The organism is Streptomyces sp. NBC_00887, assembly GCF_045207585.1.
The window spans coordinates 219,213-239,983 of record NZ_CP108788.1; the positions used below are offsets into that span (position 1 = coordinate 219,213).

At 65.5% G+C, this 20,771-nt stretch carries 15 protein-coding genes; 7 read left to right on the forward strand and 8 right to left on the reverse strand.

Translation table 11 applies throughout. The features are described 5' to 3' along the window. Positions 1 to 304: 304 nt before the first annotated feature. Positions 305 to 763 carry a MarR family winged helix-turn-helix transcriptional regulator gene (locus tag OG844_RS01080; RefSeq protein ID WP_406387469.1) on the forward strand — a complete coding sequence of 153 codons (459 nt, stop codon included), beginning with the start codon at positions 305 to 307 and terminating at the stop codon, positions 761 to 763. Between the two features lie 2,028 nt (positions 764 to 2,791). Here OG844_RS01080 and OG844_RS01085 read toward each other — a convergent pair. Then, entirely contained in the window at positions 2,792 to 4,723 is a 1,932-nt protein-coding gene (locus tag OG844_RS01085; protein WP_406387470.1) for an N-acetylmuramoyl-L-alanine amidase, read from the reverse strand. 1,529 nt (positions 4,724 to 6,252) lie between these two features. Between OG844_RS01085 and OG844_RS01090 the strand changes: the two genes are divergently transcribed. The 3 genes from OG844_RS01090 to OG844_RS01100 all read left to right on the forward strand — a co-directional run bounded on the left by OG844_RS01090 (position 6,253) and on the right by OG844_RS01100 (position 9,384). Continuing rightward, the gene (locus OG844_RS01090) at positions 6,253 to 6,840 is read left to right on the forward strand and encodes a hypothetical protein (protein ID WP_406387472.1); all 588 of its coding nucleotides are present in this window, start codon (positions 6,253 to 6,255) and stop codon (positions 6,838 to 6,840) included. Positions 6,841 to 7,678: 838 nt separating this feature from the next. Beyond that, entirely contained in the window at positions 7,679 to 8,320 is a 642-nt protein-coding gene (locus OG844_RS01095) for an RNA polymerase sigma factor (RefSeq protein ID WP_406395951.1), read from the forward strand. 14 nt (positions 8,321 to 8,334) lie between these two features. After that, positions 8,335 to 9,384 carry a CU044_5270 family protein gene (locus OG844_RS01100; RefSeq protein ID WP_406387473.1) on the forward strand — a complete coding sequence of 350 codons (1,050 nt, stop codon included), beginning with the start codon at positions 8,335 to 8,337 and terminating at the stop codon, positions 9,382 to 9,384. A gap of 87 nt (positions 9,385 to 9,471) precedes the next feature. Here OG844_RS01100 and OG844_RS01105 read toward each other — a convergent pair whose 3' ends face one another. The 5 genes from OG844_RS01105 to OG844_RS01125 form a co-directional block, all read right to left on the reverse strand. Beyond that, on the reverse strand, positions 9,472 to 10,194 hold the full coding sequence (locus OG844_RS01105; RefSeq protein ID WP_406387474.1) for a GNAT family N-acetyltransferase: 723 nt from the start codon (positions 10,192 to 10,194) through the stop codon (positions 9,472 to 9,474). A 337-nt stretch (positions 10,195 to 10,531) separates the two neighbouring features. Next, positions 10,532 to 10,735 (reverse strand): cold-shock protein, encoded by a 204-nt coding sequence (locus OG844_RS01110; RefSeq protein ID WP_406387475.1) that lies wholly within the window; start codon positions 10,733 to 10,735, stop codon positions 10,532 to 10,534. Between the two features lie 598 nt (positions 10,736 to 11,333). Beyond that, positions 11,334 to 11,579 (reverse strand): hypothetical protein, encoded by a 246-nt coding sequence (locus OG844_RS01115; protein WP_406387476.1) that lies wholly within the window; start codon positions 11,577 to 11,579, stop codon positions 11,334 to 11,336. A 112-nt stretch (positions 11,580 to 11,691) separates the two neighbouring features. After that, a complete protein-coding gene (locus OG844_RS01120) occupies positions 11,692 to 11,994 on the reverse strand; it encodes a muconolactone Delta-isomerase family protein (RefSeq protein ID WP_406387477.1) in 303 nt (100 codons plus the stop codon). Between the two features lie 90 nt (positions 11,995 to 12,084). Beyond that, on the reverse strand, positions 12,085 to 12,705 hold the full coding sequence (locus tag OG844_RS01125) for a TetR/AcrR family transcriptional regulator (protein ID WP_406387478.1): 621 nt from the start codon (positions 12,703 to 12,705) through the stop codon (positions 12,085 to 12,087). A gap of 206 nt (positions 12,706 to 12,911) precedes the next feature. Here OG844_RS01125 and OG844_RS01130 point away from each other — a divergent pair, with 206 nt between their 5' ends. Further along, positions 12,912 to 13,625 (forward strand): SDR family NAD(P)-dependent oxidoreductase, encoded by a 714-nt coding sequence (locus OG844_RS01130; protein WP_406387479.1) that lies wholly within the window; start codon positions 12,912 to 12,914, stop codon positions 13,623 to 13,625. 166 nt (positions 13,626 to 13,791) lie between these two features. Here the strand turns inward: OG844_RS01130 and OG844_RS01135 are convergent, their stop codons facing one another. After that, positions 13,792 to 14,007 carry a dodecin gene (locus OG844_RS01135; RefSeq protein WP_406387480.1) on the reverse strand — a complete coding sequence of 72 codons (216 nt, stop codon included), beginning with the start codon at positions 14,005 to 14,007 and terminating at the stop codon, positions 13,792 to 13,794. Between the two features lie 253 nt (positions 14,008 to 14,260). Here OG844_RS01135 and OG844_RS01140 point away from each other — a divergent pair, with 253 nt between their 5' ends. Both OG844_RS01140 and wrbA read left to right on the forward strand, forming a co-directional pair. Then, complete coding sequence (locus OG844_RS01140) at positions 14,261 to 14,626, forward strand: SgcJ/EcaC family oxidoreductase (protein WP_406387481.1); 366 nt, start codon at positions 14,261 to 14,263, stop codon at positions 14,624 to 14,626. Positions 14,627 to 15,032: 406 nt separating this feature from the next. Beyond that, complete coding sequence (wrbA, locus tag OG844_RS01145) at positions 15,033 to 15,644, forward strand: NAD(P)H:quinone oxidoreductase (RefSeq protein WP_406387482.1); 612 nt, start codon at positions 15,033 to 15,035, stop codon at positions 15,642 to 15,644. 338 nt (positions 15,645 to 15,982) lie between these two features. Here the strand turns inward: wrbA and OG844_RS01150 are convergent, their stop codons facing one another. Further along, entirely contained in the window at positions 15,983 to 19,654 is a 3,672-nt protein-coding gene (locus tag OG844_RS01150; protein ID WP_406387483.1) for a S8 family serine peptidase, read from the reverse strand. Between the last annotated feature and the right edge of the window lie 1,117 nt (positions 19,655 to 20,771).

The window sequence follows — 20,771 nt, forward strand, 5'->3', positions numbered from 1 at the left end:
CCTGTGCCCCCTCTCCGAGGATGCAGGCGAGCAACGATGGCACGGCGCCTCCTAGAGGACAGACGACCTGGCTGCCGTGAGCTGGGCAGGCAGGGCAGACGCGGCCCACGTCAATGACAGCCTGTGCAAAGGCAGTCGGAGCCTCTGCAAGTGCGTTGTGTCCCGCACTGTCCGGTGCTCGCACTTCCCCGGGAACCTGTCCCGGAAGAAATCTCCACCACCAGGCGGCGTGAGGGATCGCGTTCGGTGTCGAGGCGTTGCCGGCCGCCGATCTCTGTTGTTGCAACCCACCTACAATGTGCCCATGGCGAATGCGGCGACTACCGACCCTCTCAACCCCGACGAGGAAGCATTCCTCCGGGCTCTCGGCAGGGTGATGTCTTTCCTGCCCCGCGTCGTCGACGCTGACATGCTCGAAGAGCAGCAAATCTCCGGGACCGAATACATGGCGCTCGTACATCTCGCCGATGCACCGCACAACCAGCTGTCCATGAGCGAGCTAGCCAATGCCTGTGGACTCTCCATCAGCGGTATGTCCCGACTTGTGAAGCGGTTGGAAAGCCAGGGACTCGTTCTGCGGGCCCAATCCCGTCAGGACGGACGGTCCCACCTTGTCGTGCTGACCAGCTCCGGCCGGGCACGGCTCGAGCAGGCGTGGCCCACTAATCTCGCCAGCGTCCGACGGCACGTCTTTTCCCGCATTGAAGGCTGCGACATAGCTGCTGCCGCTGAGGTGCTGGCACGTATTGCCCCGCGTCATTGAGATGACCTTGCGGGAGGCGAAGTCCTCGAAGCGGGCGGGCCAGCGCAGCCGGTGACACTCTCGCCCGGCGATGGCTGAAGACGGCCTTCGCGGATGAGGCAGCGGTGTTCCTCTCCGACCAACGGCCCTCGCCCCTGGCCTTTGCTCCGGCCGTTCACAAACGCCGACGCCGCCTACCCGCACCCGGACGGACGTCCTGGCCAGCGGCTGCGGCGGGTCCTCGACCTGAGCAACGCACTCGTGCTGTACCACTTCGCCGAGCAGGGCGTCAGGTCGGTGGCGAGCCCGGCCGGGGCGGCCTGCGACGGGTGGGATGCCGTCGAGGAGGGCGAGGGTTTGGGTGACGTCGTCGCCGTTGTGATGACTTTGAGCGAGGTGCCACGTCCGTCGCAGGTCGAGTGGTATTCGCTGCCCGCTTTTCCGCCGGTCGACCGGCGACGGACCGGTGTCGGCCCCCTTACTTACTTCGCGCGGATGAAGCATCGGCGCCAGCAGGTCAACTCCGAGCCGAACCTCAGCTACAGCAGCAGGAGTTGCCCGGCTTTATCTCCGGTAGAGCACGAACAGGATGCCCTGGAGACAGAGCTGGTCCGACACCGGCCGGGGCTTGGCGACCTCTTCGGCCAATGGAGGCCTAGCGGCTCGCTCAGTGCACACTGGTTGTCGTCCACGATTCACGGACGAGTAGTCAGACCCTCGCGAACGACCGAATCCTCACACCGGGGTCACGGCCAACCAGGACACTGCAGCAAGATCGCGTCACGAGCCCTAGGCGACTACACGTAGAACCGCGCTGAGCAGCTCTCCCACCTGTTCCATGATTCACAGATCACAAGGCTGGCAATGTCTTTATTGAAATTGCGAGCGTCGCTCTTCCCGGCCGCCGTGTAGAGCGAGTCGGTGGTGCCGTCCGTGAATGTCAGATCAACTCGGGCCCAATCCTTTCCAGCCTGGTAAGGGCTCCATGCCCAGGCCCAACTCGCCGTACCGTTACCCGGGCAGTTGTCTACCTGAGCCTGGGTCTGATTGTAAGAAAAGTAGCGGACGCAACCTTCTATGGTCGGCACTCCCTCAGCCGTGGTTGACGAGGCCAAGACGGAATCCGACCCGAGATTCCCCGTTTGCGCCGAGGCGGGAGATGCAACCCCCAGAGCCAAAGCGGCGGCAGCGCAAACACCCGCGAGGATGGAGAACATCTTCTCCCCCTTATCCCTCGCCGCTCCCCTGTAATTACGCTGGTTCATTTAATCCCTTTCCATGTGCAACCTGAACGACCAGGAACCGAGTTTCCGGGCACAGATCAGGCCGAAGCGATTGAAGCTTTAACGTACATGCACTTGATTGCCCAGTCAACTAATCTATTAGCGGGTCAAGTTGTTTTCTGGCAGACAAATGAGCGAACAAGTGGTGCCCCCTCAGACCGCAAGGCCGAGCTCTGGCTTATACAATCGGAAAGTGATGCTGCCGAGATCGACCGCATTGCCAGGACCTTTTAGCATCCTGGCCACGGCCGGCTCAGCGCCTACCGCCCGCAACAAGCTTGGGACAGGCGACGGCATCGACGGTGGGCAGATGGACGAAGGGGCAAACCCTGCAGGCTGCGTACGCAGACCTGTCGGCCCGACGTCCTGCCATGCCCACCAGCATGGGGCCACGCCCGGGGCCCAGCGGAAGGACAAGACCCCAAACGCCCCCTCAAGGAACTCGGCCTCTCGCGGAGCGGTCTGAGCTGCAAGACCCACCTCACCGGTGAGGGCGGCTACCGCCCTCACCGGCGAGCGACCGCAGTCCAGCTCGGGTCACGCCCCAACAGCCGCTGCGGCAACCACCGCTGCCTGCGAAGACGGCAGACCTGATGGCTCCAATTGCAAACACTGCCGAACCGCAACGAGGGCGGGCGAACCAACAACCAGCCCGAGTCTCGCGTCGACATGACCCGTCAGGGCCCAGAAGGTCTGCGTCTTCTGCGGCACGATCACCACAACAGCAATCCGCTTATGGCTCCGTCCGTGCAACTCCGGACAGGACCTAGTCGGCCAGCGGAGTAGCTGTGACATCGCTCGAGTACACCGACGCGAGGCGGTGGTTGTACTGGATGGCATACATCTTCTTGGCCCCGATGACGACCTTGCCACTGGAAGCGAAGAAGTCGTCGGTAGCAGACGGCGCACCGGTGGCAACGTATGCCTGGCCGGCCGGGAGGCCGTACATACTCAGCGGAGTCTGCGTGGAGGGCGAGAGACCCGCGGGGTATTCCGTGGCGTCCGGGTAGGACGTGCCGTACACGGCCACAGGCGGAGTGGCTGGCGTGGTACCGGCGGCCTTGATGACGGTTACATCATGTGTAGGCACCGTGTTGCGTCCGTCCGGGTTATGGAACCACACCCTGTGGCCGCTGAACCAGATCGCAGTCCAGTCACCCTCCTTACCGGCGACCACAAACTGCTGACCGTCCTGGGCCGTGCTTCCCCAGTCGGAGATTCTGCGGGTGCCGGCAGCACCGGAGTGGATCGCCTGGTCGCCGAAAAGGGGCGCTGTGCTGCTCGGCGCGGTCCGCAGGTAGACGAAGTTGGTCGGCTTCTCCACGTCCGTGCACGCCTTGATGGCGCCGGTCGGGTCGTCGGAGGGGCAGATCTGGACGGTCTGGTTGTTGTCGGCGAAGCCAGGGACGATGGTCACCACGGAGCCGATGTCACCGACTCCGCGGTCTCCGTCAGTGGGCGCGTCGAGCAGCGCCATGAAGTGGCCCCAGTCCCAGGAGGGCCCCGGGTCCCAGTGCATCCCGGAAACGAGAGACGACTTAGGGCCGACAACGTTGTCGTGCCCAATGATGTGCTGCCGGTCGAGCGGGATGCCGAAGCGGTCGGCCAGGTACTCCACCAGGTCTGCGGTGGCTTCGTACTGCGCTTCGGTGTACCAGGTGCCGCCGTGCGCGGCGTAGCCCTCGTGCTCGATGCCGATGGAATGCATGTTGGCGGAGTAGTTGCCGGCGTGGAAGGGAATGTCCTTGGTGGCCGCCATCTGCGTCGTAGCTCCGTCGGAGGAGCGCATTACGTAGTGGGCTGCGCCTCCGCCCGGCTTCTGGAAGGTGGCGATGGCGGACTCGTAGGAGGATTCGGTGTCGTGGATGACGATGGAATCGATCCTGACGCCGTTGCCCGGGCGGTTGGAGACTTGGCCGTTGGAAGGCGCTGCGGGAACGAAGGTGCAGTCCACCGTGGCTGGGCACTCGGTCGTGGTCGCGTCCGCCCGGGAGGCCAGGCCTAGCTTGGCCAACTGTCCTGTCGCAGGCCGGACCTGCGACGCGGCGGTCAGTTCCACTCGCTGTCCGTCGGATGTCGTCCGCTTGGCACCGCGCTTGACCGTGGCGAATACCCGGTCGGCGAATGCCTTGGCACTCTCCTGCTGCGTTGCCTGGCTGTAGCGGGCGACAGCTCCGTACCAGTCGGCTATGTCGGCCGAGGTCGTTCCGGTCAGGGACTTCTGGTGCGAGGCGAGTAGTGCCGCGCCGCCGCGAATGTTCGCTGCGGGGTCCTTGCGGAGCTTTTCGACGGACAGCCCGGTCAGTTTGGCCGCTGCCTTGAGAGTGTGCAGTGCCGGGTCGGCTGCCAGCTCCTGAAGATCGCCTCGTCCGGCGGCTCCTGCGGGGCCTGCGGCCAGCATGGTGGGGGTGACGTCCGTCAAGTGCATGGGCCCATAGCCGCCGCTCGCGCTGTGCCCGGAATGAGCGTTCCAGGTCGACTCCTGGTAGGCCACGGCCAGCAGTACTTCCTGCGGCACGTGGTGCTCGGCAGCTGCGGCGACGAACTCCTGCTGCCTGACGGTGGCGTCGGAAGCATTCTCATCGGTGGCCTGGGCCGCCAGCGGCACAACCACCGAGCCGCCGACGGCGAGTGCACCGATCGCAGCCAACAGGATCAGACGGGACTTGCGTGGACGGGCATGTTGACTGTCGGTCATGAAAATCCTGGTTCTGAGGGGGGAGGTTCTCTGACGTACAGATTGGGACTTCACAGCGCTGCGAAGTTCCCAGGATTACGAGCTCGTCAACTGTCGGTGCCTTCGCGTCAAGTCGGAACACGACGTGCTGCGAGGCTCCTGAGGGAGGGGCCGCTGCACTCTAGACCTGGCCGGTGTGGCCTCAAGGATGCAGCGGGGGCGAAGTGCAGGGTCGACAGCCAGGATGCAGTGGATTCCAGGTGGATCCTGTCTCCTGCAGTGAACAAGGACCGGGCGACGGAAAGTCACGCGGGCATCGGTCCTTGGGACTTGCTAAGACTGTGCCGCCTTGGCAGATCGTTCTTAAGGAAGCCCAGCTACCTGGCACGCAAGCAGGCACTCACTCCTTCCCATGCCGCGTCTACCGGATTGCAGGCAAATACAGCAAGAGTCCCGAAAGTTGTTGCTCGGTCAAGTAAGTAGATCAGGAGAATAACGCTCGGCGCAAACCCGTTGGCGCTCCGCCGACCGCCGCAGTCGCCGTCGTGGCTCCGTTGGGGCCAGGATTGGCGGCCTCGTACCACCGCACTCGACACTCCCCCGGATGATGGCCGCACGCGCGCCTACCGGTCAGGCCGGTGGGCACAGCGAGGCGCCAACTGGGAAGTGAGGCCGGTCTTTCGGGGACATCGGTGCAGGCTGGCCCTCGACGGCTGCCCGAGACTCTGCTGCCGGGCGCCCCAAGAGGCTGCAGGTGCCGGGCATGGAGCCTTTCGGCACGTACCGCCCCTTCGACGTGAATCTTCAGGACATCCATGCAACAGCCTCGCTCTGCGCAAAAGCCGCCCGGTACCCCGGGGCGGCCTACGACAAGACGCTGGTCTCCCTTGTCGCCAACAGTCACCATGGGCCGGACGACGCTCGCTTCCACCCTCAAGCCGCTCGCGCGGGAAGGTCTGGGACGGATCATCTAGGGCTTCGCCCCTCAGCCGAAGTTCGCCGAGGAGATACCGAAGCCGCACAGGGTGCAGCACTCGGCACGGTTGCAGCCGTGGTCAGGGCGACCGTCCGGGCCCTTCTTCAGGTGCAGGTTGCCGCCATTCAGGCACGAGGACGAGCGGGCGGTAGGGGATGTGTCTTGCGCTGACGCCACGACCGCAGCGGCCGGTCGCATTCCATCCAGCCGCATGAAGCACGTAGCATCCAGTGCAGTTACCGCCCATGTGAGCCAGCGCTCCACGCGCGGTCGCACTACGTTGCAGGCTCGCAGGCACCGACGGCAGTAGAGAGCCTTCGGCGGAATGACGGCGCTGAACAGCGCCCCCTTCCAGGACAGCGCCGGCGCGTCTCGTGCAGCACCCCAGCCTTCACTTACACCGCCCCCGTCCCGGTGACCAGCCAGGGATGGAATGCGGGAGGAGACATCGTCACCCCCGTATCCGTACTATCTCTGCTCCCGGGCATGCACAGCGGTGGCAGCGCAATCCCTGGCCGATAGCTACTCACCCCTGCGCCCGCCCTCCAGCAGCCAGCCAAGGAGAAGCACCATCATGTCCGAAAGCTTGACCTCCACTACCAAAGTAGCTGCGCAGTACTCGGCCCAGGTGAACGACGACCTCGAGCGCAACGCCAAGGAACAAGAGAGCCTCAGCAGTCAGGTCGCCGCCCTCCAGGAGCAGCTCACCGCCCTGCAGCATGATCAGAGTGTGCTGGTCAGCATCCAGCAGGCGTTGGGCGGTGTCGTGCCGACCGCCGAGGCCACCGTGCCTGTAGCCCGCACGAACACGGCAGCCCAGGCCGCAGGCGGCAAGAACACGCCCGTCAAGAAAGCCGCTGCCGCACAGGCAGCCAAGGCCGCAGCGGCGAAGGGCACCACACCCACGCTGGTGGAACTCGTACGCCGTCACCTCCTCGAGCAGAGCGAACCGCGCTCCGCCGCCGAGGTCTCCGCCGCACTGACCCAGGCCCACCCCGAACGCCTCGTCCAGACCACAGTGGTGCGCAACACACTCGAAGGGCTCGTTGCCAAGCATCGGGCGCAGCGCACCAAGCAGGGCTCCTCGGTCTACTACACCCCTCCCGGTGTGTCGCAGCCCGTGGCTTCGGCTGAGCCTACCGACCAGACCGAAAAGGCTTAGCCAGAGTTGGAAGTACGCAAGTCGGTTGTGGGGTGATGCACTCCGCTCGGCGCCGTCAGTGCTCGCCTGGCACGGGCCGGTGCAGAGGTGAGTGCGCTGGTCGACAGCGGTCACAACCTGCGCAACAGTACGTGGGCCCACCTGTTCATCATCGGTGCGTGAGGCGGGCTGTGCCTGCCCCTCCTCCACATCCGTCTCGGCGGAAAGCGAGTGTGCTCGCGGACGGGCCGCCGACACTTCACCGAATCGGAACGGAATATAGGGCTTCCCTTAAATGGATGCCACAGGCTGAACAATCAATTGCCCAGATGCTTCTTCCCTGGCCTGGGCGAGGCTCCAACCATACGCTTGTCTACGCAAGCAGACCACAAACTGCTTGACGCATCAACATGATATGCCGGTTCGATGCCAAAGACAACGCGACGAGCCTTCACTCCGGCCACGCAAGACTCTGCAGGGCTTCTGCCCCCGAAGCCCGCGGTGCCGGGCGCCGGTTCGCCTTGGCCGTCGAGCCAGAACACTCGGGCGCCGGCCCCCCGCCCGGCCCGCCAGGCATGGAGTTTTCGCGGAAGGGGCGGACGGCCGGGCGCCGGCCCATCAACCACGGGGACGCTTCTGCCCTCTGCCGCCCAACTGGCCGCACGGTCCCGACGACTACTGGACGGTAGACAGCACCAGCGGCAGAGGGTGGCGGGAAAGGCTCGCCACGTGCTCGGACGGCGCATCACGGAAGAAGCTCCCAGGGTGGCACTGCGCGCCGAACTGCCAGAGCCTGCCCACCCATCGGGTGTGGTTCACATCACAGGAACTCTGGCCTCTGAATCGACAGCTGATTGATGTGACAACAAATTTGCGTGCGCGCATACGTGCGGGGGATCCGCAGGCTTTCGCAGACCTTTTCGACGAGTACGCCCGGACTCTCTACAACCATGCTTTCCGACTGACCTCGGACTGGGCCGCAGCCGAGGACGTGGTGTCCGCGACGTTCATGGAAGCCTGGCGGTGCCACCAGCGTCTCGATGCCACCGGAGGCTCCCTGCGTCCCTGGCTTCTGGGTATCGCCACCAATCTCGTGCGCGCCCAAGCGCGCAGCAACCGCCGCTTCCGTGCGGCAGCACTCGCTGCGGCACGGACAGACACCTCGGTGGCCGACCACGCTGACGAGGTCGCCGGCCGGGTCGACGACCGTCGGCGGCTCACTGCAACCGCTGCCGTACTCGCCAAGCTACGCCGCAGCGAGCGCGAGGTGCTGAGTCTGTGCCTCTGGCAGAACTTGGACTACGCCACCACAGCCCAGCTCCTGCAGATTCCCGTCGGGACGGTTCGCTCCCGTCTCTCCCGCGCCCGCTCGAAGCTGCGCAAGCTTGCGGATGCGGAACTGTCGGAAGAAATCCGGGAACCCCAGTCGGCGAATCGACAGGTAAAGAGCGACCGCACCACTGCGGTCCGGCCCGTCCAGGAAGGAACCCGGATTTCATGAGCCAGCATCGTCTTATGCCTGATGAGTGGCAGGAGACCGCTCGTCTGGTCAGCCTCGAGGAAGCCGACCTCCCCGCGGGCCGCCACACCTTCCACAAGGAAGCCCTGATGACTTTCATCCACCAGTCGGACGCCGCGGCGAACACACCCACTCCCGACAAGCGGCGCAGGTTCCTGCGGCCCATGTTCGTCCTTCCGGCCGCCGCCTGTTCGCTGGCCGTTGTCGCCGCCGGCCTCGTCACTCTCACTGGCTCCAGCAGCAACTCCCCCACCGCACAGCCGGCGCTTATCGCGCAGGTCGGCACGAGCACCAGTCAGGGTGTGCCGCAGCTGCTGAACCGGATCGCGCTGGCGGCAACGAAGAAGCCGGTCGCCTCCGTCGGCGAGGGTCAGTACATCTACATCGAGAGCAAGTTCGGCGGAACCTACGAGCGCACGGTCGACGACAAAACCACCGTGGCCAGTGACGGCATCAACCGCCGACAGATCTGGCTCTCCGGGGACGGCACGAAGGGCTGGCTCATCGACCCCACCAACACCCCGGCTGACGGTGAGAGCATCGACCGGATCAACGAGAAGGGTGCGTCCGAGCCCGGACGTCTCAACGCCCCCACTCATGACTACCTCGCCACCCTGCCCACCGACGCCGACACCCTGCTGGCGAAGATCTACAAGGAAACCAAGGGGATGGGCAACAACCCTGACCAGCAGGCGTTCACCACCATCGGAGACCTGCTCAACGAATCCCTAGCTCCCGCCGACCTCAACACCGCACTTTTCAAGGCAGCCGCCAAGGTCCCTGGAGTAGTCCAGGTCCAGGACGCTGTGGACGCGGCCGGCCGCCACGGCGTGGCTGTCGCGCGGCTCGACGAAACCAGCGGCGCCCGCACCGAGATGATCTTCAACGCCGAGACCTACACCTACCTCGGCGAGCGCACCATACAAGTCCGTCCTCACGGCGGTGACTCGGGCAAGATCGAGCCCGGCACCATCCTGTTCACCTCGGCCATCACCGCCCGGCAGGTCGTCGACGACCTGAAGGAGGTCACCTCCTCCCGGGCGTAGCGAGCCCGCCCGTGCCGGTGGGGTGTCATGACATCGGCGGTAGCAGCACGGTGTCGAACGCGTTCTGATGCAAGAGGCTTGGCAGAGTCACTCGGCGGCGGTGCAGGCACGAGTCTGCGCGAGTGTTCGGCGCTGGATGCCGTCGGTGTCGAAGTTGGCGGGCGCCAACCAGGCACCGAACGCATCGCGGAGCGCCGGCCACTCGCTGCTGACGATCGAGAACCAGGCTGTGTCGCGGTTGCGCCCCTTGTAGACGACTGCTTGGCGGAAGGTGCCTTCGTAGCTGAAGCCGAGTCGCTCTGCGGCCCTGCGTGAGGGGGCGTTGAGACTGTCGCACTTCCACTCGTAACGCCGGTAGCCGAGGTCGTCGAAGACATAGGTCATCAGGAGGAACTGTGCCTCCGTCGAGATGACGGTGCGCTTCAGCAGTGGCGAGAACATGACGTTGCCCACCTCGATCACCCCGCCGGCCGGGTCCTGGCGCATGAGCGAGAGGGTGCCCACTGCCCTTTCGGACCTGTTGTCGACCACCGCATAGTGCAGGGGGTCCGTGCCGGCCGCGGCGTCGGCTGCCCAGAGGCGGTACTCCTCTGCGTCGGAGAAGGGACCGACAGCCATGTAAGTCCAGTCACGATCGTCCGGCGCCGACCGAAGCGCGCTGAACACGTCCTTGGCGTGACGTTCGGGGTCCAGGGCCTCCAGCCGGCAGTGTCGGCCGCTCAGCGTACGGCGGACCGGCAACGGGCGGGGGCTCCATTCCGGAACCGGGTCCCCGATGGACTGACCCCACTCGTTCGTGCGTGCAGGCATTGGACTCCGTAGGTGATGCTGGGCCGCGACGGCAGGAGCCACTGAGTTCAGCGAACTCCGGCCTCCGCCATCGGACACACCGGCAGGCTTAGCCGTGCTCGTGGCCCGCGAGTCAGCCCGTCGAGGCGAGTTCGGAAAAAACACTACGGGTTCTCACGGGGGTGCGGGCCGGAGATCGGCGCCAAGGCGGGCGTGCTTCCTGCGTGGATCCTGGCCGTGTGTGCCGGGATCTTCCTCGTCCGCGCCTCCCCCGTCTCCAAGCGCGCGAGGAGGGCGGTGTGCGGGGAACCAGGCCCCCGGGAGCGGGCTCGTGGGCCTGGGTGAGCTCACCTGCTCGTCAGGCGAGGGTGATGTTCTCCGCCTGAGGGCCCTTCTGACCCTGGGTGATGTCGAAGGTGACGGCCTGGCCTTCCCGGAGCTCCCGGAAACCGGTGGCGTTGATGGCAGAGTAGTGCGCGAAGACGTCCGGCCCGCCGCCGTCCTGCTGGATGAAACCAAAACCCTTTTCGGCGTTGAACCACTTAACGGATCCGCTGGCCATGCTGGTGCCTTTCACGTTGACATCCGGTTCCGCATCATGCGGCTCCGGGGCTTGTGGCCCGCTCTTTGCAGCGAAACGCCCGCACCGGAGCGCGGGCGGGTAGTGCGGACCACGACATCTGGCGGTGACGCTACATGGTGAATCTCTTCCCATCACAGAGCAACGCCCGATGCGGGTACTTCTGGTGTGGCTCCAGCGCCGCTTGAGCCGTTCCGTCTCCCCGCGAGACTTTCGACGCTACAGCGACGGACAACAGAAGTGATCTGAGGGTGTGGCATGGGTTTGAACCGGAGGCCGGCAACACGTGCAGGTGTCACGGCCGTGGGGCGGCGTGACACCTGCACGTGTTGCCAAACTCAACGCGCTGTTGACCGATGAGTCACGCCACCCGAACTCGGCTGCCGCCGACGCACGGGCCCGCATGGCAAGGCCAGTCGGCCTTGAGGATCAGTGGCGGGCACCGCAGCGCTTTCGCAACAGCCCTCGACACTGCGGCGGCACGACTACCACTCCCTCGGTACAGCTACCGCGGCAGCTTTCGTCATCCGAGTCTCCGCGTGCGCAGGCTGAACACGTCCTGATGAAGCACGTGCTCGCCCTAGAACCACTTGGTCCACACGAAGGTGGCTACGTAGGCCTGGCGTACCGCGTCCATACCTCGCTTGTGGTGAAAGTGCGTGACCACGAGGCCAATGAAAAACAGAGCGGCAAAGGGTCCGGCCACGAGGGCAGCTACGAGTGGGTCCACCAGCATCCCCACGGTCACAGAGGCGACGATGACGACTCCCGAGCAGAAGTACGCGGCGGCCAGGTCTCCAGTGCTTGCCTCCCGTGGTTCCCGCATGTCTGGATCGTACTCACCAGCCGTTTCGAGCTGGTGTCTGGGTCTTCGGGGCAGCATCCGAGGGCCATGGCACGGGGCAGCGGATGCCGGGGAAACAAGTGGCCTGTCGGGGTCAGGTGGCGGAGCTGGCTTTGCCCGGGTCGTTGGGATGAGATTGCAGTGCCGTGATCGTTGCTGTCATCCACGGCCACAGAGGCAAGCTACCCAGGACCTTTTCTCGCAACTCATTTTCGTCATCGGCACACCACACGCCGATACTGCGCAGTTCTCCAACAGGGCGCCACAGCCGCACGAGGTGCCCGTCGGCCGCAAGTGTCTTCGCGCGCAGGCCTTCTGCGGCACGGATCCGTTCGACTTCAGCCGAGTCGGTGCCCTCGGGAACAGTCGTAATGAGCTCGACGAGGAACTCCTTCATCACTACCTCCGTTTGGTGCTGTTTCCTGAAAAACCCAGGAAAGATACCGGTGGCACAACAGCAGCCGTTGCCTGCGTCTGACTACGCCTGTCACACCGTCGCTGCGGTTTCCGCAGGTGCACTCGCGCGCAACAACGCCAGGCAGTTCGCCCACAGCGTGTCGAGCTGGTCGGTGTTGTTGTAGAGCTTCGCGAACAGCACCTGGCCCTCCAGTTGCGCGACAACCGAACGGGCGGCCTGGCGGGTGTCGGCGACAGTGATGTCTTCTCGCTCCAATGCTGCGGCGATCACTTCTTCGACCATGCCCACCTGTGCGTCGAAGATTTGCTGCAAGCGTTCCCGGATGGCTTCGGTCTGGTTGCTCAGCTCCAGGGAGAGATTGCCGAACATGCATCCGGCGACGGAGCCGCACGTGGCTTGACCTGCACTTTGAGCGGCTTGCGTCTCCTCAAACAACTGCCGGAGCCGCTTCAGAGGCTCTTCGTTGCCGCCCAGGGCCCGGGCCCACCCCTGCTGCTGGAGAGCCCAGTGCTCATCGATTACTGCCAGGGCCAGGGCCTCTTTGGAGTCGAAGAAGTAGTAGAAGCTCCCCTTTGGAACCTCGGCCTTCTTGCAGATCTCCGCCACGCCCAGGGCCGAGTACCCGCGCAGCTCGATGAGCGATTGCGCGGCGGTGAGGATCTTGTTCCTGGCGTCACTGGTGCGTCCCATAGCGCAAGTATACGACCATCCGACTACAAGTAGTAGATCGGTCGTCTATTACCCTGAGCCATGGAGGTTCCAAGGTGCGAGCCGCACCCCCAGGGCGCAGGCGACCGAGGCGCCGGACGGTCAACACCAGCCTCTTTGACTCCGTCGAGCCGGTCGGTTACCTTATAGACGACCAGTCGACTATTTCTCTCATCCAGGAGGTCATCATGAGCACGCAGGGACAGAAGGTAGCGGTCATCACAGGCGCATCCCAGGGCATCGGCGCCGGCATCGTCGCGGCCTACCGTGAGCTCGGCTACGGCGTCGTGGCCACGTCACGCAGCATCACCGCGTCGCAGGACCCTGACGTCGTCACCGTCCGGGGTGACATCTCAGACCCGGCCACCGCGGAACGCGTCATCGCCGCGGGCATCGAGCGCTTCGGCCGCATCGACACTCTGGTCAACAACGCAGGAGTCTTCATCTCCAAGCCGTTCACCGAGTTCACCCAGGAGGACTACGACACGGCGCTCGGGGTCAACGTGGCGGGCTTCTTCCGCATCAGCCAGCTCGCAGTCGCCAGGATGCTCGAACAGGGCGGCGGCCACATCGTGCAGATCACGACCAGTCTTGTCGACCAGCCCAGCTCGAAGGTTCCCTCGATCCTCGCTTCCCTGACCAAGGGAGGCTTGCAGTCCGCCACCAAGGCCCTGGCCATCGAGTACGCCGCCAACGGGATCCGCTCCAACGCTGTCTCCCTGGGAACGATCAAAACCCCCATGCACGACGAGCAGCACCACGACACACTCGCCGCCATGCACCCGGTCGGCCGTATGGGCGATGTGCGCGACATTGTCGACGCGGTGCTCTACCTCGAGAACGCGCCGTTCGTCACCGGCTCGATCCTGCACGTTGACGGTGGCCAGAACGCAGGACACTGACCCGCCCTGCCGGACGCCGGATTGTCGGCGGGCCAGGGACGGGCAGCACCGCAGGCGGCATCAGGCGCCGCGGCAGACGCAGACCTGGCTCGGCTCGCCCAACCGGGCAAATGGCACGTTCGCGGTCTCAGGCATCGTCACGGGACAGGTCCGGACGGGCGGGGCCTCAGGCGCCGCCCTCGAGCCTGAAGCCGACCTTCATGCCAACCTGGAAATGCCCGATCGCCCCGTCGACGATGTGACCACGGACCTGTGTCACCTCGAACCAGTCCAGCCCCCGCAGCGTCTGCGCCGCACGCTGGATGCCGTTGCGCACGGCTTGGTCGACGCTCTCCGTGGAGGTGCCGACAATCTCGGTGACGCGGTAGGTGTGGTTCGACATGAGCCGCTCCTGTCGGTGGATTTGTTCTACCGTGCCCCAAGCCAACTGCCTCCGCGACAGCTCGGCCGGCCACCGGGAACCAAGGCTTCCCGCGGCGAGCGCCTGCAGCTCCCCCTCCAGCCACCCACGCTCTTCTGCGCACCAGGACTGTGTGGGCAATTTTTATACGACCGGTCTACTATGCCACTGCCAAGATGGCGCCCCTGGACGCGGTCCCGATGGTGTCCCGCACACCGGAATGAGAGTTGACGCGATGAGCCACCCGATGAATGCCGTACTGAACCAGTGGAAGGCCGCGTTCGACGGCCACCAGCCGGACGTCATGGCCGACTTGTTCACTCCGGACACCCTCTTCCAGGGCTTCGGGCCGGTGGTGCTCTCCGGCAGAAGCGCGGTACGCGACTACTACGAGGCGGTCGCAGCGGACCGAAGCGCAGACGTGACGGTGCTCCACACCTACTCGCTCGGCAAGGACATTGCCGGAGGTTTCGCAGACGTCACATTCAGCGACCCGTCCGGCTGGGAGGCCAAGGTGCACATGTCACTGGTCTTGCAGCACGGGGACGACCGCTGGAGGATCCGCCAGTACCACGTTTCCCGGGTGGCCACTCAGAGCTGAGAAACTCCGAGCATCCCTTCGAGGGCTGGATGCCCCCGCGGGCCGGTAACGGTCCGCGGGGGCATCCAGCACCGGGCAGGCCGCTGCCGACAGACCCAGAGCCTGATCGACGGGCGGACTGCCGGCGCCGACCACAGCCCATGGCGCCTCCCCGTGGGATTCGGCGAGCTTTCGCATCAGCGTCAAAGGCGCCTGGGCAGGTGTCGAAACCGGCAGCCAGGCCGAGCGCCGCTAGGTAGAGGCGATCGAGGCACTGCGGTGTGCGCCGGCGAATTCCCGGACGAGGCGCCAACCTGTGTCTCTTAAGTCACTCGGCATTCCTTTGACAGGGATCGCCAACCCGCCTACTTTATAGACGACCGGTCATATAGCCGGTGAAGTCGAATCCAGAAATGAGATGACCCCCATGACCACCGCTGTGAACGTCGCTGTCGTGTACTACTCCTCCACCGGCACCATTACCGAGATCGCCAAGGAACTGCGCGACGCAGCGGTCAAGGCGGGAGCGGAAGTTCGTCTGGTGAAGGCACCGGAGCTGGCTCCTTGGGAGGCCATCGAGTCGAACCCGGCCTGGGCCGCCAATCACATCGCCACGACGGACATACCCGAGGCGACGGTGGAGGACATCGCGTGGGCCGACGCGGTCCTGTTCGGGACGCCGACTCGATTCGGCAACGTCTCCGCCCAGCTGAAGCAGTTCATGGACACCCTCGGTGGCCTGTGGGCCCAGGGCAAACTGACCGACAAGGTCTACAGCGGCTTCACATCCTCGGCCACCGCTCACGCCGGCCAGGAGACCACGCTGCAGGCGCTCTACACCTCCGTCCACCACTTCGGCGGCATTTTGGTGGCTCCCGGCTTCACCGACCCGGTCAAGTTCGAGGACGGCAACCCTTACGGCACCTCGCACGTGGACGCGCAGGGCAACAACCCGGTGGGTGACACCACCCGTGCCGCGGCCCGCCACCAGGCGGAGCGCGTGGTGAAGATCGCTGGCAAGCTCAAGGCCGCCGCCTGACCGCTCGGCGTGTGCGCCCCGGCTCCCGGCCTGCAATGACACATTGCAGACCGGGCTGGAGAGCAGAAGGCCGACGCAGATCACGCTGAGTCGGGCCCCCGATCCGCTCCTGCAGGACGCGCGCAGAATCAGTACCCCTCTGATCTGCTCGGCGCCTCAGGAGCTTGGGCAGAGACTGGACCTCTCTGCCACAGTGCCGTCCAGACTCCCCCGGTCTGGGCGGCACTGTCATGTGCAGCACCCGGCGGCAGGGACCTCGGCGCAGGTCCCGGTGGGGTGGGCACGCACCGGGGCGAAGGGGAGCGGTTCGAGCGGCTGCACCGCTCCCCGTGCGTTGCTTACTTCAAGCCGTAGGCTCGGGTGAGGGTCTGGGTGATTGATCCTCCCTTCTCGTCTCTCGCCGTGGCCCGCAGGGTCACGAATGATGCTGCTTTCGGAGCCGCGAGCGATGTCTTCCAGGTGCCCTTGTGGTGCGTGGTTCTGGGCCGGTGCCACGTGGCCCCGTCGTCGTAGGAGACCTCCAGTCCCAGGGACGAGACGTTGGTGCCCGGGTCTCCGAGCACTGAGGGTGTGACTTCCAGAGCCGCATTCCGGCGGGCCCTGCCCTCGGCATCCAGATTCACTTCGTAGTCGAGCTGGACGAGTGGAAGAATCTGCTGTTCCGCTTCACCCGAGACGAACGACCACTCGGTGCGGGTCGAGGTCGAGTAGGGGCTGAAGGCGGGGTTGGCGTTGACGCCCTCGACCACGAGCCTGTACCGCGCCGCTTCGGGGGGTAGGTCCCAGGCGTATCCGCTGTCGTAGTCGGACTCGGCGAGCAGTTCCTCGCCCCGGTAGAGCAAGGTGCGCTGGGACAGACCGCCGCTGTTGTACCCCTGGCCGGCGTGCGCCGTTCCGTTGTCCCCCCATGCCGGCGTCGTGAAGACGAGTTTTGCGCCGTACTGCCGTACGGGGAGGTGTTCACTGATCATGCGTGGTCGCATGATCGGTGTGAGCCATCGGTCCTGGTAGGTGTGCGCCGGGCGGTAGGAGACCACGTCGGTTGACTGGTCGAGCACCTCCCTGGCGCTCACCTTCTGCTGCCACCTGATGTCGTTTCCTGTGGAGACCCAGTCGGTGCGTGGTCCGCGTGCCACGGGCGAGGACGGGAAGCTCGAGCCGCCGCCGAAGACATAGGGCGGGAAGTCCATCCTGGTCTCCGTCGCCCGGGTCTTCGCATCCTGTCCGAAGGTGAGGTCGATCCGCGCCAGGTTCTGCGGTGCGGCCCGGTAGTCGAGGTCCTCCGGGATGCCTGCCGTGTGTTGGCTGACCAGGTCGTACAGGTAGGAGGGGTCGGGGTGCGCGGTGGCCCGCAGGCGCACCTTGGCGCCATGTGATTCCGCTATGTCGGCGATCAGTGCCTCACCGTCGTCTCCTGTCACCGAGGCGACAGCCACCGGTCCGGCGGACTCGTAGTCGTCAAGGCCGTACCAGGTGTTGAGCCGTCCTACGGCGTCATTGACCACAAGAAGCATCTTCACTCCTGCGGCGTGGGCGGCCTGGGACTGCTCGTAGGGGGTGACGGTGGTGCTGCGACGCACGACGGCGGCCTTGCCCGCGGCGGACAGGCGGGCGTAGTCGGCCGGGGTCCCGGTGCCCGCGAAGACGGCGTCCGCCATCGTGGTGGTGCCCTCGGGCAGCGGCTTGGAGCCGTTCTGGGTCAGGACGTCTATGTCGTGTCCGTCGTAGGAGACGGTGAGCGGGGTCTGCGGGGCTCGCCATCTGGTGGTGAGTATGAATCCGCCGTGCTTCACCTTGCCGGTGGAGGGCTGGGCCCAGACGCTGTCGTACTCCGGGCCGACCGTTCTGTTGTCGAGCACGTCCCCGGGTGTCCCGTACTGCGGGTGCGTGGTGGTGAACGAGCGCCAGTATTCGAGTCTGGTGTGGGCGGGCATGTTCGGCTTGGGGGTCAGGGCCCGGATCTGGTGTGCGCGGGAGGCGTCGAAGATGACGGTCCGCTGCTCGGTCAGTTCGATCTCGGGGTCGCCCAGCAGTGCCAGGCCTTTGGAGTGTGCGCCGTGTGCCCCTTGCACGTCCTTGAACATCGTGGCGGCGTAGGAGCCGCGGGGTAGGTGCAGGGTCAGCCCGGACTCGGGGATTTGGAGGAACTGCGGCCGCAGCGGGTCCTGGGCGGATACGAGCTGGGCGGTGCCGGTGGTGGGCCGGCCCTGGCGGTCTTTCGCCTGGAGCACCAGGTCGTGGCGCTCAGTTTCCGTTCTGGCGCTCAGCATGGTGTGGACGAGGGCCGTTCCGGCATGGTCGTGTGCGATCACCTGGCCGGTGTGGGCGCCGGCTGCCACCTCACGCGGGTCGATGACGAGGGGGACGGAGGTGCTTCCGTGTGCCGGGACGGTGACTTGGTCGGTGCCCATCGCGAACAGGGAGGGTGGGCTTGTTCCCCGCTCCAGCGAGAGCCGCAGCTCGATCGGGGTGCTGCCGCTGTTCGTGTAGGTGATGCGGCGTTCTATCGGTTTTGGGTCGCGTGCCCATTTGATCAGTCCGGTGTCGACTGCGCCGGAGGCGACGACCTGGGTGCGGAAGGCTGCGGAGATGTCGGCGCGTCCGGAGCCGCCACGGTAGGCGGATATGCCGGAGGTGACCTTGCTGGTGCTCATCAGGGCGTTCTTGAGTTGCTGCCCTGTCCAGTCGGGGTGCTTTTCCAGGAGGAGCGCGGCAGTGCCGGCGACATGTGGTGTGGCCATCGAGGTGCCGCTCTTGGAGGTGTAGGCGCCCTCTCCGGGCAGGTGCTGTGAGCGGGCTGCCAGTATGTTGACGCCGGGTGCGGTGAGGTCGGGCTTGAGGCCTTGGTCCCCTTCTCTTGGTCCGCTGCTGGAGAAGCCGGCCATCTGGTCGGTGACGTCCACGGCTCCCACGGTGAGCGCGGTCTCTGCCGTGCCGGGTGCGTTGACGGTGTATTCGCCTGGCCCGGAATTGCCTGCTGCAATGACGAAGAGCGCCCCCGTCTCCTGACTGAGCGCGTTGACGCTCTGGCTCATGGGGTCGGCCTGAGTGTGGGTGGAGGAATTGCCCAGGCTCATGCTGATGATCTTGGCGTGTTCGGTCCTGGCCGCCCACTCCATGCCGGCGATGATCCCGGATTCGGTTCCGCTGCCGCTGTCGGAGAGGACCTTGCCGATGGCCAGGTCTGCTCCTGGGGCGACTCCTCTCTCCTTGCCTGCTGAGGCGGCGCCGGTGCCAGCAATGATCGAGGCCACGTGGGTGCCGTGCCCGCGGCGGTCGGTGACGTCCTCACCGGGCACGAAGCTTCGGGTGCTGACGATCCTGTCGTGCAGGTCCTGGTGAGCGGCGTCAACTCCTGTGTCCAGGACGGCGACTTTGACTCCGGTCCCGATGGCTCCTTGTTCCCAGACCTGGGGTGCACCGATCTGGGCCGTTGATTCGGCGAGAGTTGCCCTGACTTTGCCGTCCAGCCAGATCCTGTCGATGACGCCGGGCAGGGATCGCCCAGTGGAGGATTTCGGGGCGGGGGTGCGCTGCGTCGCGGGAAGAAGTGACTTCCACAGGAGCCCTGCCCTGGCCCGGTCCGCGGTTGCCGCCACGGCGCGGGCGGACGCCAGTTGGCCCTTGACTACGACTCCTGGCAGGTGTGCGCCAGTCATCCGTGCTGCTGCTGCATCGCGGGTGATGATGAGGGGCAGACCGGTGGTGTGCGTGTCGTCGTATCCCTGGGCAATGAGGCCGGTGACGTTGAAGAGCCGCTTGTCGAGCAGCCCTTCGGCAACATATGTGTCGGCATCGCCGGGGTACACGTAGGTGCCGGTGGCGTCGGTGACGGTGCGCAGTGATCCTGTGGCATCCGCAGGGCGTTGCACGCTGAGTGTGGGCCCGCCCTTGGGCCTGGGAGTGAGAGTCACCTTGTCGCCGGTGATGAGGGTGACGGTCCGGGCGGCCTGACTCGGCGCCGGGGGCGCGGCGGTCGGCTGATGGGCTGCGGGCGTCGCCTGGGCCATGGGCGAAACGGCGCCGCCCAGCATTGTGATCGCAGCGCCGAGCGCTATTGCACCTATTTTGCGAGCAGCGTTTTGCTGCACATTTTCCTCCCTGAATTGCTGACGGGCGGAATGTGATCACACATCGTCAGCTTCGTTCAAGGAGTAATCCGGTGGCTGTTTTGTCAGTCGCGGTTGAGCAGGATCTAAGTCGAGGGGGAAGGGAGGTGATGGGGGCTTTGCATGCGGTGCGGGAATGCCTACGACGGCTCTTCCGGTGTGCCGCGATGGCTGTCGTGGGGATGTTGTTCGTTTCCGTGATGCGCCGTTCGCCATCGTGGGGTCCCTCGGCGTTGGCGTCAACCGGGTCCCGGCACTTCGTCAGGTGCCGTGCGTGGCCTCTGTGCTGCTGCATCGGTGCCACTGCCGGGCTGGGCAGGACCATGTGCGGCCGGAGTCGGAGCATGGCGCAAAGGCGACTTGGCGCTTTCTGGACAAGGTATGAGGGTGACTATCCGCTTCCGGTGCCGCCATTGTGTTCCCGAGCGGGCGACGAGCTGGTCCGCATTCAAAGGTGCGGCAGTCGACGGCTCCGGGTGGCGTGTGGGCGCGATCCCCCCGTGGGGGGTGGGATCGCAAGGGCCGCCCGAAAGGAGGGGGTGCGGTCGGAACGCATGCCGACCGCACTCTCCCTCTCGCGGTTTCCTTTACCCGTGTGGAGAATTCGCGGAATTCACCGCACGGCATCACCCAGTATTTCGTTGCGTGTTGCCCGGTGCTGCAACAGGCGCTGCCGGGGCCAGGAGCTTTGGCGGCGGCCGGTCCCACCGCCCCCTCCGTCTTCCGCGCGCTCTGCCCGGTTCACCGGCGTCGTGACCCGGTGGGCAAGGGGGGATGTGTCTAAGCAGCGGAGCCGGTCGGCGGCCGTGTGGCCCGGTTATGCGTACCCTCACTCATGGCGCGGTTGGGACATGTCATATCTGTGACACCGCGATTCCGATGACATGTCATGTGGCATCGGCGGATCCTGTGCTGCAGCGCGTTGCGTCCCGCCGGATCCATGACATCGGCACGACACACCTTCTCGTGTCGATGGGTGGTGGCGTCGCACAGGCACATCGACTCGGCGGAGACACAC

Bases quoted from the DNA above. Each gene is read 5' to 3' on its own strand.
- OG844_RS01080 (WP_406387469.1), top strand. From the start codon at position 305: ATGGCGAATGCGGCGACTACCGACCCTCTCAACCCCGACGAGGAAGCA.
- OG844_RS01085 (WP_406387470.1), bottom strand. From the start codon at position 4,723: ATGACCGACAGTCAACATGCCCGTCCACGCAAGTCCCGTCTGATCCTG.
- OG844_RS01090 (WP_406387472.1), top strand. From the start codon at position 6,253: ATGTCCGAAAGCTTGACCTCCACTACCAAAGTAGCTGCGCAGTACTCG.
- OG844_RS01100 (WP_406387473.1), top strand. From the start codon at position 8,335: ATGCCTGATGAGTGGCAGGAGACCGCTCGTCTGGTCAGCCTCGAGGAA.
- OG844_RS01105 (WP_406387474.1), bottom strand. From the start codon at position 10,194: ATGCCTGCACGCACGAACGAGTGGGGTCAGTCCATCGGGGACCCGGTT.
- OG844_RS01110 (WP_406387475.1), bottom strand. From the start codon at position 10,735: ATGGCCAGCGGATCCGTTAAGTGGTTCAACGCCGAAAAGGGTTTTGGT.
- OG844_RS01115 (WP_406387476.1), bottom strand. From the start codon at position 11,579: ATGCGGGAACCACGGGAGGCAAGCACTGGAGACCTGGCCGCCGCGTAC.
- OG844_RS01120 (WP_406387477.1), bottom strand. From the start codon at position 11,994: ATGAAGGAGTTCCTCGTCGAGCTCATTACGACTGTTCCCGAGGGCACC.
- OG844_RS01125 (WP_406387478.1), bottom strand. From the start codon at position 12,705: ATGGGACGCACCAGTGACGCCAGGAACAAGATCCTCACCGCCGCGCAA.
- OG844_RS01130 (WP_406387479.1), top strand. From the start codon at position 12,912: ATGAGCACGCAGGGACAGAAGGTAGCGGTCATCACAGGCGCATCCCAG.
- OG844_RS01135 (WP_406387480.1), bottom strand. From the start codon at position 14,007: ATGTCGAACCACACCTACCGCGTCACCGAGATTGTCGGCACCTCCACG.
- OG844_RS01140 (WP_406387481.1), top strand. From the start codon at position 14,261: ATGAGCCACCCGATGAATGCCGTACTGAACCAGTGGAAGGCCGCGTTC.
- wrbA (WP_406387482.1), top strand. From the start codon at position 15,033: ATGACCACCGCTGTGAACGTCGCTGTCGTGTACTACTCCTCCACCGGC.
- OG844_RS01150 (WP_406387483.1), bottom strand. From the start codon at position 19,654: ATGGCCCAGGCGACGCCCGCAGCCCATCAGCCGACCGCCGCGCCCCCG.